Below are 14531 nucleotides of genomic sequence, written 5' to 3'. Positions count from 1 at the left end.
TTGTCTGCATATATGTCCATCCACGGCAACTTTACACAATTCTGGCGAAGCCGGCGGCTAAATCAGCGATCAAATCATCAACACTCTCTAAACCAATATGCACTCGAACCAGCGTACCGGTAAAATCTACGCCGCCTGCGGGACGAATCGCGGCGATCTGTTCCGGCTGATTAGCAATAATCAGCGATTCGTAGCCTCCCCAGGAGTAGGCCATACTGAACAGCGAAAAGTTATCCAGATAGGCTGATAATTCTGCCTCGGTCAGCTTTTTATTGAGCACAAAGGAGAACAGGCCGCTGCTGCCTGTAAAGTCTCGTTTCCAGAACGCATGACCTTTGCTACCCGGCAGGGCCGGATGATTAACGCGCGCGACCTGAGAATGGTTCGCCAGCCACGCGGCGATTTTGAGGCTGCTTTCTTGATGCTGGCGCAGTCGGACGCCGAGCGTGCGCAGACCGCGGCTGGTCATATAAGCCGTGTCGGCGTCGAGCATTTGCCCCATCAGATAGGCGTTTTCCCGCAATTGTTCCCAGCAGCGCGCATTTGCAACGGCAGTACCGACCATCGCATCAGAATGACCAATTAGATACTTAGTGCCCGCCTGGATAGAGATATCAATATCGAATTCCAGAGCTTTGAACAGAACGCCAGCCGCCCAGGTATTATCAATCATGATGACGGCGTCTGGCGCGACGCGTCTGACCGCACTAACAATGGTCGGAATATCATGTACTTCCATGGTAATAGAACCGGGGGATTCCAGAAATACGACTTTCGTGTTCGGCTGAATATGTTGCGTGATATCAGCGCCGATGAGCGGGTCGAACCAGCTTGTCGTCACGCCCAGTTTGCCGAGAATTTTGCTGCAGAAATCCTGGCTGGGTTCATAGGCTGTGTTGGTCATCAGGATGTGGTCGCCCTGTTCAACGAATGCCAGAATGGTGTTGGCGACCGCCGCCGCACCGCACGGGAAGAGCGCGCATCCGGCGCCGCCTTCCAGTTCACACATGGCTTCCTGGAGCGAAAAGTGAGTCAGCGTTCCCCGGCGTCCGTAAAATAATTCGCCGTTGGCGCGATTGCGGGTAGCGTGTTTTTTGGCCTCGACGGTGTCAAACACCAGTGAAGAAGCGCGTTGAATCACACTATTCACTGAGCCAAGCGTGTATTTTTTGCTGCGTCCTGCGTTTACCAGTTTGGTATCCAACTGTTTATCCGTCATGTTGCGTTTCCTGATTTTAACCGTCTGGATGTCTAAACTAGCATGAATATAACCATCTGCACCCTGGCGATGTGTGATACAGATGAAAATTTTGCCAAAATAAAAACAGGTGGCTTTTTTAATGCGTAAGCGCAAAGAAAAAGCAGTAAAGGTGCGGCAGTATGTAAATAGTAATGAGAACGACTATCAATTCGACGTTGTTTTGATATTATTATGCTCAGATTTTGTGATTTGCGTCCTGGAGATACAGAGTGGGTAATAATTTGATGCAGACGGATCTTTCCGTCTGGGGCATGTATCAGCACGCCGATATTGTCGTGAAGTGCGTGATGATTGGTTTGATTCTGGCGTCAGTCGTCACCTGGGCTATCTTCTTCAGTAAAAGCGTTGAATTTTTCACGCAAAAGCGCCGCTTAAAGCGCGAACAACTGCAATTAGCCGATGCGCGCTCTTTAGATCAGGCTTCCGACATTGCGGCAGGTTTCAGCGCAAAAAGCCTCAGCGCACAGCTCATCAATGAAGCGCAGAATGAACTGGAACTCTCTCAGGGCAGCGAAGATAACGAAGGGATTAAAGAACGTACCGGCTTCCGTCTGGAACGTCGCGTCGCAGCGGTTGGCCGCTACATGGGACGAGGCAACGGTTATCTGGCGACGATCGGCGCCATTTCCCCCTTCGTCGGGTTGTTTGGCACCGTATGGGGCATTATGAATAGCTTCATCGGTATTGCGCAAACGCAGACCACCAACCTGGCGGTGGTCGCTCCTGGTATTGCGGAAGCGCTGCTGGCGACGGCGATTGGGCTGGTAGCCGCGATCCCGGCGGTCGTCATTTACAACATCTTCGCACGTCAGATAGGCAGTTACAAAGCGACGCTGGGCGACGTGGCGGCGCAGGTATTGCTGCTGCAAAGCCGCGATCTTGATCTGAATGCGAGCGCCAGTGCGCAGCCGGTACGCGCCGCGCAGAAATTACGGGTAGGGTAATGCGTCATGGCAATGCGTCTTAACGAGAACCTGGATGACAACGGCGAAATGCATGAAATCAACGTGACGCCGTTTATCGATGTCATGTTGGTTCTGCTGATTATCTTTATGGTGGCTGCGCCGCTGGCGACGGTGGACGTCAAGGTGAATCTGCCCGCTTCTACCAGTACGCCACAGCCGCGTCCGGAAAAACCGGTTTATCTGTCGGTGAAAGCGGATAACACCATGTTTATCGGTAACGATCCGGTGACGGATGATACGATGATTGCCGAGCTAACGGCCCTGACGGAAGGGAAAAAGGATACTACGATTTTCTTCCGTGCGGATAAAACCGTAGAGTATGAAACCCTGATGAAAGTGATGGATATGCTGCATCAGGCGGGCTATCTCAAGATTGGTTTGGTCGGCGAAGAGACCGCGAAAGCGAAATAAGTATTCTGCTGATGCTGTAGGCCGGGTAAGGCGAAGTCGCCACCCGGCTTTTTTATTGCCTAAGATGGCGCCTTGCTTAACAGAATTGCGCCACCTTAATCGACTTCATGCGTTAGCCTAAATGTTCCCCGCCGCACACGCCGTGCACTTCTGCGGTAACGTAACTTGATTCCTGGCTTGCCAGATAGACATACACCGGCGCCAGCTCTGCCGGTTGACCGGCCCGCTTCATTGGCGTCTGCTGGCCAAACTGCGGAATTTTATCCTGTGTTTGGCCGCCGGAAATTTGCAGCGCTGTCCAGATAGGGCCAGGCGCGACAATATTCACGCGAATTCCTTTTTCCGCCACCTGTTTCGCCAGGCCGCGGCTGTAATTAAGGATTGCCGCCTTGGTTGCCGCATAATCCAGCAGGTGCGGACTGGGCTGATAGGCCTGGATAGACGACGTTGTGATAATACTGGCGCCTTTTGGCAGCAGCGGAATCGCTTCCTGGGTTATCCAGAACAGGGCAAAAACGTTAACGGCGAAGGTTTGCTGAAATTGCTCGCTGGTTAGATCTTTTATCTCCGGGATTGCCGTCTGTTTACCGGCTACCAGCGCCAGAATGTCCAGCCCGCCCAGCGCTTCGCGCGCCTTATGGACCAGCGAACGGGCGAAAGATTCGTCGCTAAGATCGCCCGGCAATAACACCGCTTTACGGCCGCACTCCTCAATCAGCGCTTTAACCTGCTGGGCGTCCTCTTCTTCCGCTGGCAGATAGTTGATCGCGACATCTGTGCCTTCACGCGCGTAAGCGATAGCGGCAGCGCGCCCAATCCCGGAGTCGCCCCCTGTCACCAGCGCCTTACGATCTTTAAGGCGACCACTGCCGACATAACTTTTTTCACCACAGTCAGGAACAGGCGTCATTTTCGCCTGGACGCCGGGCGCCGGCTGTTTTTGCTTAGGATACTCGCCGGTGTAATACTGCGTGGTAGGGTCGTATAGATGAGACATTGAGCTTCTCCCTTCAGGTTGAACACCCTTTAAGCGTAGACACTTTTACTACCGTAAGAGGGAGAATCAGAACGATCCTTATGCTTCGCCCGTATTCACAACAGAGTTAACTAGCTATGAAGGTTATTTTTCTTGCCGTGCGACTGTGGTGACGTTGCGCGTCCGGTAGTCGCCATCGGAAAGCTTACGCGTCAGACGTAAGGTTGCCGTCTCGCGAGCCAGCAGATGCTGCCAGTCACTTTCAAGACGAGACATAATTTTGTCTCGTAATTCAGGATGCTGCTCGATAATAGCATTGATGGTCGCGCCATAAATCTCCTCTTTGACCTGTAACGCATACATCTCTCGTCGGTTTTGCCACTTCAGGCGCACTAACGCCGCCGGTATGGATACCACTTCCTGCGTTACCTTTTCCAGAGTGGCATTTTTACTGGCGATTAGCGCTGCAAGATTTTGCTTTAAGATAAATTCATCACTTTTATGGTTGTCTAAAGCCAAATAAACGTTATTGTCTTCAACTTCTTTCATCTTTATCTTCCAGTGAATAAAATAGCGGCATATTGGTTTCGCGAGTGATTAAATTAAGCCAAATGGCATTACCTTTTTCATTTATCATTGCGGTTTTATCCGCCAGTATTTTACTTAGCGTTTGGGCATCAATATCGCCTTCTGCCTGTAGTGCGTTTATCAGGCGGGCAAACGTTTCAATTTTAGCCACACAATACAGACGTTCTTTAATATGACGGTCGCGTTCTTCAAATAATACGTTTCTGTGTTGCCCGGTTGCGTTAGCGCAAATTAAAATATCGGGCTCGTAATCGCTGAGTTTTGTCTTTCCCTGAGACAAATTTTTACTGTTTTCTGTGGCTTCAGGGGGCGGCGATGACAGGCGAAAATGAGAGGAAACCAGATGCTCAGGAAGCATGACTAAATATCCTTTACGATCAGTGGTATACTATTTTTAATAGTGTAGGTTTCGTTGACAATAACATGGTGTAATTTTAAAATCAAAAAAAATGGAGCCTGCTATGAACAGTATTTTTTATTCTGTTATTATATTGCTATTACTGACCGGCGCGATACTCTTCCTGATGTGGGAGGTTAATAAAAAACGTCCTGGTGGAAAAACCGTAAATTTAAATCAAACTGAACCCATGACAAAGGAAGAGGGCGAAGATCATTTCTCAGTATTAATGAATTCGATAACGCCGGTATGGTACTGGCGCGTTAACCATGAATATATCGATTTCCTTCATGCAACGATAAAACGAATGACAATGACTGAGTTGAATGAAACGCCTGGATTATTTGACGCACAGCGTCGTTGCAGCGACCTTAACTCTGCCGTTTATAAGTATTACGACAATATAAAGAAGCGTTGTCTGAACGGAGAAAAGGTGCCGTATTCGGATTTGGACGTCCTTAATTTACGCCAGTGTTTTCGTGAGTTCAGTCTTGAAGCCTACCCGGCGTTGGTCGCGCTGGTATGGCCGGAATATCAGCGCCCACAGGTTAAACCGGATGAGATTTAACTGACATGTTGATCTGATGTTGTATGGTTGAGATATACTGTTGCTGGTTTTAGTTACCTGACAGGTCCCTATGGAACGCTTTCTTGAAAATGTAATGTATGCGTCTCGCTGGCTGCTCGCGCCGGTGTATTTTGGCCTCTCTTTGGCGCTGATCGCTTTAGCGCTAAAATTTTTCCAGGAAATTCTACACGTTCTGCCGAACGTTTTTGCCCTGGCGGAGGCCGATCTGATCCTGGTGCTGTTATCGCTGGTTGATATGACGCTGGTCGGCGGGTTGCTGGTAATGGTCATGTTCTCCGGGTATGAAAACTTTGTCTCTCAGCTGGATATCTCTGCGGGCAAGGAGAAGCTGAACTGGCTGGGGAAAATGGATGCGACGTCGCTAAAAAATAAGGTGGCGGCATCGATAGTTGCTATCTCTTCCATTCACCTGTTACGCGTGTTTATGGATGCGAGAAACGTCCCGGATAACAAATTAATGTGGTATGTCATCATCCATCTGACCTTTGTCCTGTCGGCGTTCGTGATGGGCTATCTGGACAGATTGACGCGACATAACCATTGAGCCGCCGTCCACGGCGGGGCAGTCGGGCAAAGGACGCTGAGCCCGGCTGTAAAACAGCGCTTCTTTAACGGTGGATAACCGTCTCCCTGCAGCCTTACGCAATATTTTTACTACATCTATTCATTTACTCAGTAATAACACTGAAAGATTTTCTCTGCGTTCACAGATATATAACATCTACGGGTACGTAAACGGCGATAACTGTAAAAAAATGGAGAATGCATTATATATTCTCCGCGCCTTGCCGATAACGAGAGTGCGTCATCGTCTGATGACTAATCTCTTATATTCAGCAAGGAAATTCATATGCGTTTGCTGCAAAACTTTACTATTCGTATGGTCATGCTGACGATACTGGGACTTTTTTGTCTACTCTGGTCGGGGGTGGGTTTATACAGCGTCCATGCTTTATCCGAAGTTTCGGAAGGAAATGATATTGACCGGCATCTTGTGCGGCAAATGACGGTGCTAAGCCAGGGTAACGATCAATATTTCCGCTTTGTTACCCGCCTTAGCCGCGCGATGGATGTAAAAATCGGCGGCGGCACGCCCGATTTTGCGCCCGCCCGGCAGTCGCTCGAGAATATGCGTCAGAAGCTGGAGGAGATGAAAGCGCTATCGCCAGGGCCGATGAACCCTGATATCTCAAGGGCGGTGTTGTCCAACTGGCAGGCCTTGCTGGAGAAAGGCGTCATTCCTCAAATGCAACTGGCGCAGCAAGGATCGCTGACCGCCTGGAGCGAACATGCCAGTACGGTCACGCCTGCACTTAGCCGCGCGTTCGGCGCCAGCGCGGAACGGTTTAATCATGAAGCTGGCGCCATGCTGGATAACACCCGTGTGATGGTCGATGGTAAAACCTATACCATCCGCATCCTGCTTATTACGGCGGTGATTCTGGGCATTGCCATCCTGATTTTTACCGATCGCTATTTGGTTGCAATGATGGTGAAACCGCTGGAGCGCATCCGTCAGCAGTTTCAGCGTATCGCGCAAGGCGATCTTAGCCAGCCGATTGAAGCGTTGGGGCGTAACTGCGTAGGCCGGTTGGTGCCGCTACTGCGCGCGATGCAGGACAGTTTACGCGAAGCCGTCAGTACGATCCGCGCCGGAAGCGACAATATCTGGCGCGGCGCGACGGAAATTTCTACCGGTAATAACGATCTCTCTTCCCGAACGGAAGAACAGGCCGTCGCGCTGGAAGAAACTGCCGCCAGCATGGAACAGCTTACCGCAACGGTAAAAATGAACGCCGAACACGCTCGCCAGGCGAGTCAGCTTGCGGATGCCGCCTCGCTAACGGCAGGAAAAGGCGGTGAACTGGTTTCCGATGTGGTAGAAACAATGAACGGTATTTCCGCCAGTTCGCAGCAGATCGCCGAAATTACTACCGTGATTAATAGTATTGCTTTCCAGACCAATATTCTGGCCTTGAACGCAGCGGTAGAAGCGGCCAGAGCGGGCGAGCAGGGACGCGGCTTCGCGGTGGTCGCCGGTGAGGTACGTAACCTGGCCAGCCGCAGCGCGGGGGCGGCGAAAGAAATTGAAGCTTTAATTGGCGAATCGGCACGTCGCGTAGCGCAGGGCGCGCAGTTGGTCTAGGAGACCGGCGCGACGATGGACGCCATCCTGCGCGGCGTCACGGAAGTGACGACGATTATGAAACAGATCGCGTCCGCCTCCGAAGAGCAGAGTAAAGGTATCTCTCAGGTTGGCGTGGCGATCACGCAAATGGATAGCGTTACGCAACAAAACGCCGCGCTGGTTGAGCAGGTTTCCGCCGCGGCGGCGGCGCTGGAACGGCAGACGGAGGATTTGCAACGCTCCGTACAGCAGTTCCGGCTTTCCGCTAGTGAGCCGCAACAACGCGTAACGACGAAAGCGGCGCCTGGCGTTCAGAGAATGGCGTCGGCTCCCGCACAGTCTACTGATGAATGGGTTGCCTTCTGATGTGAAGCAAAAAAGCGCGTAATGCGCTGGCCTTCATTTAACCAGTTGCTATATAATTTATTATATAGCGACTAAGGAGGTCAGATGAATAATCATTTTGGGAAAGGGTTAATGGCCGGGTTGCACGCGCCATATGCATATAGCGCGCATCATGCGGTGAATTTCTGTTCTGAGTATAAACGTGGCTTTGTATTGGGTTTTACACACCGTATGTTCGAAAAGACCGGCGATCGTCAACTTAGCGCGTGGGAGGCCGGAATTCTGACGCGTCGCTATGGTCTGGATAAAGAAATGGTGATGGATTTCTTTAAAGAGAATCATTCCGGGATGGCGGTTCGCTTCTTTATGGCTGGTTATCGACTCGAAGGTTGATCCAACAGGGGTATTATCTTGCTTTAATTAATTACACTATCGCCTCTTCCCTTCGTTTTACTGTTCCGTCGAAGTATTATGGCGCACATAACCATAAAAAAAGTGTGGTAAATGGCGTACCGATCGCAATAACTTCTTCGCGAACAGTGCAAAATAAAAGCTAGGTCTTCGTAACGGAATAACTATAAAATGACTGGAGATAATACTCTCATCACTTCTCACGGCATTAACCGTCGTGATTTCATGAAGCTTTGTGCAGCACTGGCCGCTACTATGGGGCTCAGTAGCAAAGCCGCCGCAGAAATGGCAGAATCGGTATCCAATCCACAGCGTCCGCCCGTTATCTGGATTGGCGCTCAGGAGTGTACCGGTTGTACCGAATCACTGCTTCGTGCTACACACCCAACCGTTGAAAACCTCGTTCTGGAGACTATCTCTCTGGAATACCACGAGGTACTTTCCGCCGCATTCGGTCACCAGGTCGAAGAAAACAAACATAACGCTCTGGAGAAGTATAAAGGGCAATATGTTCTGGTGGTGGATGGTTCTATCCCACTAAAAGATAACGGTATCTACTGCATGGTTGCCGGCGAGCCGATCGTGGATCACATCCGCAAAGCCGCCGACGGCGCAGCCGCGATTATCGCTATCGGTTCCTGCTCGGCATGGGGCGGCGTTGCTGCGGCTGGCGTAAACCCAACCGGCGCTGTCAGTCTGCAGGAAGTCTTACCGGGCAAAACGGTTATCAATATTCCAGGTTGTCCGCCAAACCCGCATAACTTCCTGGCGACCGTCGCGCATATCATCACTTACGGCACGCCGCCGAAGCTGGATGCGAAAAATCGTCCAACCTTTGCCTATGGCCGTCTGATCCATGAGCATTGCGAACGTCGTCCACACTTCGACGCAGGCCGTTTTGCCAAAGAATTTGGCGACGAAGGCCACCGTCAGGGCTGGTGCCTCTACCATCTTGGCTGTAAAGGGCCGGAAACCTGGGGCAACTGTTCTACATTACAGTTCTGTGACGTTGGCGGCGTCTGGCCAGTGGCGATCGGTCATCCTTGCTATGGCTGTAACGAAGAAGGTATCGGCTTCCATAAGGGCATTCACCAGCTTGCTCATGTCGAAAACCAAACTCCGCGTTCAGAGAAACCTGACGTCAATATGAAAGAAGGCGGCAATATCTCTGCGGGCGCTGTCGGTCTGCTTGGCGGCGTAGTCGGTCTGGTTGCCGGCGTCAGCGTGATGGCGGTACGTGAACTGGGGCGTCAGCAAAAGAAAGATAACGCTGACTCACGGGGAGAATAACCGTGAACAGACGTGACTTTATTAAAGCAGCCTCCGGTGGAGCATTGCTGTTGGGCGCCGCGCCGTCTGTCAGCCATGCGGCTGCAGAAAACCGTCCGCCAATTCCAGGTTCGCTGGGCATGCTGTATGACTCCACTCTGTGCGTGGGCTGTCAGGCCTGCGTCACAAAGTGTCAGGATATCAACTTCCCGGCGCGTAACCCGGAAGGGGAGCAGACCTGGTCGAACAACGACAAACTGTCGCCGTATACCAATAACATTATCCAGGTATGGCGTAGCGGCACGGGCGTGAACAAAGATCAGGAAGAGAACGGCTATGCCTACATCAAGAAACAGTGTATGCACTGCGTCGATCCTAACTGCGTTTCCGTTTGTCCGGTGTCGGCGCTGAAAAAAGATCCGAAAACCGGCATCGTCCACTATGACAAAGATGTCTGCACCGGCTGCCGTTACTGTATGGTCGCCTGTCCGTACAACGTACCTAAGTACGACTACAACAACCCGTTTGGCGCGCTTCACAAGTGTGAGTTGTGTAACCAGAAAGGCGTTGAGCGTCTGGATAAAGGCGGTTTGCCTGGGTGTGTGGAAGTTTGTCCGGCAGGGGCCGTCATTTTCGGTACTCGTGAAGAGCTAATGGCGGAAGCGAAAAAACGTCTGGCCCTCAAACCAGGCAGTGAATATCACTATCCGCGCCAGACGTTGAAAACGGACGACACCTATCTGCATACGGTGCCTAAATACTACCCACACCTCTACGGTGAAAAAGAGGGCGGTGGTACTCAGGTGCTGGTGCTGACAGGCGTTCCTTATGAAGATTTGGATCTGCCGAAGCTGGATGACCTTTCAACCGGAGCGCGCTCCGAGCATGTTCAACACACGCTTTATAAAGGCATGATACTACCCCTGGCTGCGCTGGCGGGCTTAACCGTGCTGGTTCGTCGTAATAGCAAAAACGACCATCACGATGGAGGAGACGATCATGAGTCATGATCCAAAACCGCTGGGCGGAAAAATCATCAGTAAACCGGTCATTATTTTTGGACCGTTAATCGTCCTGTGTATGCTCCTTATCGTGAAGCGTCTGGTCTTCGGGTTGGGCTCCGTTTCCGACCTGAACGGCGGTTTCCCGTGGGGCGTCTGGATTGCCTTTGACCTGTTGATCGGCACCGGCTTTGCCTGCGGCGGTTGGGCGTTGGCATGGGCGGTGTATGTCTTTAACCGTGGGCAATACCATCCGTTGGTGCGCCCGGCATTGCTGGCAAGCTTGTTTGGTTACTCGCTGGGCGGCCTGTCGATCACTATCGACGTCGGTCGTTACTGGAACCTGCCGTACTTCTACATTCCAGGTCACTTCAACGTGAACTCGGTACTGTTTGAGACGGCGGTCTGTATGACCATCTACATCGGCGTGATGGCGCTGGAGTTTGCGCCTGCCTTGTTTGAACGTCTGGGCTGGAAAGTGTCGCTCAAGCGTCTGAATAAGGTGATGTTCTTTATTATCGCGCTGGGCGCGCTGCTGCCGACGATGCACCAGTCCTCAATGGGGTCATTGATGATCTCGGCGGGCTATAAAGTGCATCCGCTATGGCAAAGCTATGAAATGCTGCCGCTGTTCTCGGTTCTGACCGCGTTTATCATGGGCTTCTCCATTGTCATATTTGAGGGGGCGCTGGTTCAGGCAGGCCTGAAAGGAAACGGTCCGGATGAGAAAAATTTGTTTGTTAAGCTGACGAATACCATCAGCGTGCTGCTGGCGATTTTCGTCGTCCTGCGCTTTGGCGAACTGATTTATCGCGACAAGCTGTCCTATGCGTTTGCCGGCGATTTTTACTCCGCTATGTTCTGGATTGAAGTCGTCCTGATGGTCTTCCCGTTAGTGGTGCTGCGTGTGGCGAAACTGCGTAATGACTCTCGTATGCTGTACCTGTCGGCGCTGAGCGCGCTGTTGGGTTGCGCGACGTGGCGTCTGACCTATTCGCTGGTGGCATTCAACCCGGGTGGCGGCTACCACTACTTCCCAACCTGGGAAGAATTGTTGATTTCTATTGGTTTTGTGGCTATTGAGATTTGTGCATACATCGTACTCATTCGTCTACTGCCGATACTTCCTCCTTTAAAACAAAACGATCATAATCGTCATGAGGCGAGCAAAGCATGAGCCAGAGAATTACTATTGATCCGGTAACCCGTATTGAGGGTCATTTACGCATTGACTGCGAAATTGAGAACGGCGTCGTATCCAAAGCATGGGCGTCCGGCACCATGTGGCGCGGTATGGAAGAGATCGTGAAGAACCGCGATCCGCGCGATGCGTGGATGATTGTGCAACGTATTTGCGGCGTTTGTACGACAACTCACGCGATCTCCTCCGTTCGTGCGGCGGAAAGCGCGCTGAATATTGATGTTCCCGTCAACGCGCAGTATATCCGTAATATTATTCTGGCGGCGCATACCACCCATGACCACATTGTCCATTTCTACCAGCTCTCTGCGCTGGACTGGGTGGACATTACCTCTGCGCTGAAAGCCGATCCGGAAAAAGCTTCTGCGATGCTGGATGGCGTGTCGAGCTGGCACCTGAACAGCGCGCAAGAGTTCACGAAAGTTCAGAACAAGATCAAGGATCTTGTCGCTAGCGGTCAGTTAGGTATTTTCGCCAATGGCTACTGGGGGCACCCGGCAATGCAGTTACCGCCGGAGGTCAACCTGATTGCGGTCGCCCACTATCTGCAGGCGCTGGAATGTCAGCGTGACGCTAACCGCGTGGTGGCGTTGCTGGGCGGTAAATCGCCGCATATCCAGAACCTGGCGGTCGGTGGGGTGGCGAACCCGATCAATCTCGACAGCATCGGTACGTTGAACCTTGAACGCCTGATGTACATCAAATCGTTTATCGATAAGCTGAGCGATTTTGTCGAGCAGGTGTATAAAGTGGATACCGCAGTCATCGCGGCCTACTATCCGGAATGGCTGGAGCGCGGCAAAGGCGCGGTGAACTACCTGAGCGCGCCGGAATTCCCGACCGACGGTAAAAACGGCAGTTTCCTGTTCCCGGGCGGTTACATTACCAATGCCGATCTGTCGACATACCGTCCGATCACCTCTCACTCCGATGAATTCCTGATTAAAGGTATTCAGGAGAGCGCGAAGCACGCCTGGTATAAAGATGAAGCGCCGCAGGCGCCGTGGGAAGGCACCACGATTCCGGCTTACGACGGTTGGTCGGATGACGGTAAATACTCATGGGTCAAGTCGCCGACATTCTACGGCAAAACCGTCGAAGTCGGGCCGCTGGCGAACATGCTATGTAAACTGGCCGCAGGTCGTGAATCCACGCAGACCAAGCTCAATGAAATCATTGCGCTTTATCAGAAGCTGACCGGCAAAACGCTGGAAATGGCGCAACTTCACTCTACGCTGGGTCGTATCATCGGGCGTACCGTTCACTGTTGTGAACTGCAAAACGTATTGCAGGATCAATACAACGCGCTGATTGTAAATATCGGCAAAGGCGATTACACCACGTTTGTGAAGCCGAACATTCAGGCGACGGGCGAGTTCAAAGGCGTGGGCTTCCTGGAGGCGCCGCGCGGTATGCTGTCTCACTGGATGGTGATTAAAGACGGTATTATCAGTAACTATCAGGCAGTGGTGCCATCGACCTGGAACTCAGGTCCGCGTAACTTCAACGATGACGTGGGGCCGTACGAACAGTCGCTGGTCGGTACGCCGATCGCCGATCCGGCGAAGCCGCTGGAAGTGGTACGTACCATCCACTCCTTCGACCCTTGCATGGCGTGCGCGGTGCACGTGGTGGACGCCGATGGCAATGAAGTGGTCTCGGTGAAGGTTTTGTAATGCGGATATTAGTCTTAGGGGTCGGCAATATTTTGCTGACCGATGAAGCCATCGGGGTACGTATTGTTGAAGCGTTAGAGCAACGATACACCCTGTCGGATTTCGTTGAGATTCTGGATGGCGGTACGGCGGGAATGGAACTTCTTGGCGATATGGCGAATCGGGATCATTTGATCATTGCCGACGCCATCGTGTCGAAAAAGAACGCGCCGGGAACCATTATGGTACTGCGCGACGATGAAGTTCCGGCGCTGTTCACCAACAAAATCTCCCCCCATCAGCTTGGACTGGCCGACGTATTGTCGGCCCTCCGCTTTACCGGCGAGTTTCCGAAGAAGTTGACCCTGGTCGGCGTTATTCCACAGTCGCTGGAACCGCACATCGGCTTAACGCCAACCGTCGAGGCGATGATTGAACCTGCGCTTGAGCAGGTTCTTGCTGCGCTGCGTGAATCCGGCGTCGAAGCAATTCCTAAGGAGACGGCGCATGTCTGAAACGTTTTCCGGATTCGACACGGCGCCCGTCGCCCGGGTTCAGGCGGCGTTTGAAGAGATAGCCCATCGTTCGATGCACGATCTTTCGTTTCTGCATCCGACTATGCCTGTGCATGTCTCTGATTTTACGTTGTTTGAAGGACAATGGACGGGCACGGTAATTACGCCGTGGATGTTAAGCGCATTAATCTTCCCTGGCCCGGACCAGATCTGGCCCGGGCGTACCGTCGGTGAAAAACTCGGTCTGCAACTGCCTTATGGCACGATGACCTTTACCGTTGGCGAACTGGAAGGCGTTTCACAATATCTTGCCTGCTCGTTGATGTCGCCGCTTTCCCGTAGCCTGTCGCCGGAAGAGGGCGTCCGGCTGGCGGATGACTGCGCGCGGATGCTGTTATCCCTGCCGGTAAGCAATCCTGATGCGCCGCAGACAAGCCGGCGTGCGTTGCTGTTTGGCCGTCGGAGCTGTGAGAATGCATGAGCTGTCTCTTTGCCAAAGCGCCGTTGAAATTATTCAGCAGCAGGCAGAACAGCACGGCGTGGCGCGCGTCACCGGCGTATGGCTGGAGATAGGCGCGCTTTCGTGCGTTGAAGAGCGCGCGGTTCGTTTCAGCTTTGACATCGCCTGCCAGGGGACTTTAGCGCAAGGGTGCGAATTGCACATCGACTACAGACCGGCCCAGGCCTGGTGCTGGGATTGCAGTCAGGTGGTGGAAATTCTCAGGCATGACGCGCAATGTCCGCATTGTCATGGCGATCGCCTGCGGGTGGATACCGGCGATTCGTTGAAAGTAAAAAGTATTGAGGTCGAATAACCCG

Annotated in this window: 16 protein-coding genes and 1 pseudogene; 13 read left to right on the top strand and 4 right to left on the bottom strand. The window is 52.3% G+C overall.

From position 1 onward, the window contains the following. Nucleotides 1-31: 31 nt before the first annotated feature. Nucleotides 32-1219 carry a cystathionine beta-lyase gene (gene metC, locus AAYN39_RS08125; RefSeq protein WP_000130268.1) on the bottom strand — a complete coding sequence of 396 codons (1188 nt, stop codon included), beginning with the start codon at nucleotides 1217-1219 and terminating at the stop codon, nucleotides 32-34. Between the two features lie 251 nt (nucleotides 1220-1470). Between metC and exbB the strand changes: the two genes are divergently transcribed. Together exbB and exbD are read left to right on the top strand one after the other, a co-directional pair. Further along, the gene (gene exbB / locus AAYN39_RS08120) at nucleotides 1471-2205 is read left to right on the top strand and encodes a tol-pal system-associated acyl-CoA thioesterase (protein WP_000527859.1); all 735 of its coding nucleotides are present in this window, start codon (nucleotides 1471-1473) and stop codon (nucleotides 2203-2205) included. 6 nt (nucleotides 2206-2211) lie between these two features. Then, nucleotides 2212-2637 (top strand): TonB system transport protein ExbD, encoded by a 426-nt coding sequence (exbD, locus tag AAYN39_RS08115; RefSeq protein WP_001251476.1) that lies wholly within the window; start codon nucleotides 2212-2214, stop codon nucleotides 2635-2637. A 112-nt stretch (nucleotides 2638-2749) separates the two neighbouring features. Here exbD and AAYN39_RS08110 read toward each other — a convergent pair whose 3' ends face one another. From AAYN39_RS08110 to AAYN39_RS08100, 3 genes are all read right to left on the bottom strand, one after another. Then, complete coding sequence (locus AAYN39_RS08110; RefSeq protein ID WP_000019040.1) at nucleotides 2750-3634, bottom strand: SDR family oxidoreductase; 885 nt, start codon at nucleotides 3632-3634, stop codon at nucleotides 2750-2752. Between the two features lie 123 nt (nucleotides 3635-3757). Further along, on the bottom strand, nucleotides 3758-4162 hold the full coding sequence (locus AAYN39_RS08105; RefSeq protein WP_000665657.1) for a hypothetical protein: 405 nt from the start codon (nucleotides 4160-4162) through the stop codon (nucleotides 3758-3760). Next, nucleotides 4149-4559, bottom strand: a complete 411-nt coding sequence (locus AAYN39_RS08100; RefSeq protein ID WP_000936453.1) for a hypothetical protein — start codon at nucleotides 4557-4559, stop codon at nucleotides 4149-4151. The genes AAYN39_RS08105 and AAYN39_RS08100 overlap by 14 nt, the downstream gene beginning before the upstream one ends. 103 nt (nucleotides 4560-4662) lie before the next feature. On the opposite strand from AAYN39_RS08100, the gene AAYN39_RS08095 reads away from it, so the two are divergent. The 11 genes and pseudogenes from AAYN39_RS08095 (at nucleotide 4663) to hypA (ending at nucleotide 14527) form a co-directional block, all read left to right on the top strand. After that, nucleotides 4663-5166: an RNA helicase gene (locus tag AAYN39_RS08095; protein WP_001532618.1), complete on the top strand. Its 504-nt coding sequence runs from the start codon at nucleotides 4663-4665 to the stop codon at nucleotides 5164-5166. A 70-nt stretch (nucleotides 5167-5236) separates the two neighbouring features. Then, the gene (locus tag AAYN39_RS08090; RefSeq protein ID WP_000439337.1) at nucleotides 5237-5731 is read left to right on the top strand and encodes a TIGR00645 family protein; all 495 of its coding nucleotides are present in this window, start codon (nucleotides 5237-5239) and stop codon (nucleotides 5729-5731) included. Between the two features lie 306 nt (nucleotides 5732-6037). Then, nucleotides 6038-7681 (top strand): annotated as a pseudogene (locus tag AAYN39_RS08085) (methyl-accepting chemotaxis protein). 84 nt (nucleotides 7682-7765) lie between these two features. After that, nucleotides 7766-8053 carry a DUF2623 family protein gene (locus AAYN39_RS08080; protein ID WP_001059119.1) on the top strand — a complete coding sequence of 96 codons (288 nt, stop codon included), beginning with the start codon at nucleotides 7766-7768 and terminating at the stop codon, nucleotides 8051-8053. 189 nt (nucleotides 8054-8242) lie between these two features. Next, a complete protein-coding gene (hybO, locus tag AAYN39_RS08075) occupies nucleotides 8243-9361 on the top strand; it encodes a hydrogenase 2 small subunit (RefSeq protein WP_000145429.1) in 1119 nt (372 codons plus the stop codon). A 2-nt stretch (nucleotides 9362-9363) separates the two neighbouring features. After that, complete coding sequence (gene hybA / locus AAYN39_RS08070) at nucleotides 9364-10350, top strand: hydrogenase 2 operon protein HybA (RefSeq protein WP_001081721.1); 987 nt, start codon at nucleotides 9364-9366, stop codon at nucleotides 10348-10350. After that, nucleotides 10340-11518: a Ni/Fe-hydrogenase cytochrome b subunit gene (gene hybB, locus AAYN39_RS08065; protein ID WP_000017676.1), complete on the top strand. Its 1179-nt coding sequence runs from the start codon at nucleotides 10340-10342 to the stop codon at nucleotides 11516-11518. The genes hybA and hybB overlap by 11 nt, the downstream gene beginning before the upstream one ends. Beyond that, nucleotides 11515-13218, top strand: a complete 1704-nt coding sequence (gene hybC, locus AAYN39_RS08060; RefSeq protein ID WP_000083046.1) for a hydrogenase 2 large subunit — start codon at nucleotides 11515-11517, stop codon at nucleotides 13216-13218. Before hybB ends, hybC begins: the two co-directional genes overlap by 4 nt. Then, the gene (locus AAYN39_RS08055) at nucleotides 13218-13712 is read left to right on the top strand and encodes a HyaD/HybD family hydrogenase maturation endopeptidase (protein ID WP_001221964.1); all 495 of its coding nucleotides are present in this window, start codon (nucleotides 13218-13220) and stop codon (nucleotides 13710-13712) included. Before hybC ends, AAYN39_RS08055 begins: the two co-directional genes overlap by 1 nt. Further along, nucleotides 13705-14193 carry a hydrogenase-2 assembly chaperone gene (hybE, locus tag AAYN39_RS08050; protein WP_000004951.1) on the top strand — a complete coding sequence of 163 codons (489 nt, stop codon included), beginning with the start codon at nucleotides 13705-13707 and terminating at the stop codon, nucleotides 14191-14193. Before AAYN39_RS08055 ends, hybE begins: the two co-directional genes overlap by 8 nt. Then, complete coding sequence (gene hypA, locus AAYN39_RS08045; protein WP_000544945.1) at nucleotides 14186-14527, top strand: hydrogenase maturation nickel metallochaperone HypA; 342 nt, start codon at nucleotides 14186-14188, stop codon at nucleotides 14525-14527. The genes hybE and hypA overlap by 8 nt, the downstream gene beginning before the upstream one ends. Nucleotides 14528-14531: the final 4 nt, after the last annotated feature.

The organism is Salmonella sp. K21076 (assembly GCF_039650795.1).
Lineage (GTDB): Bacteria > Pseudomonadota > Gammaproteobacteria > Enterobacterales > Enterobacteriaceae > Salmonella > Salmonella enterica.
This window is presented reverse-complemented; position numbering and strand designations above follow the sequence as displayed.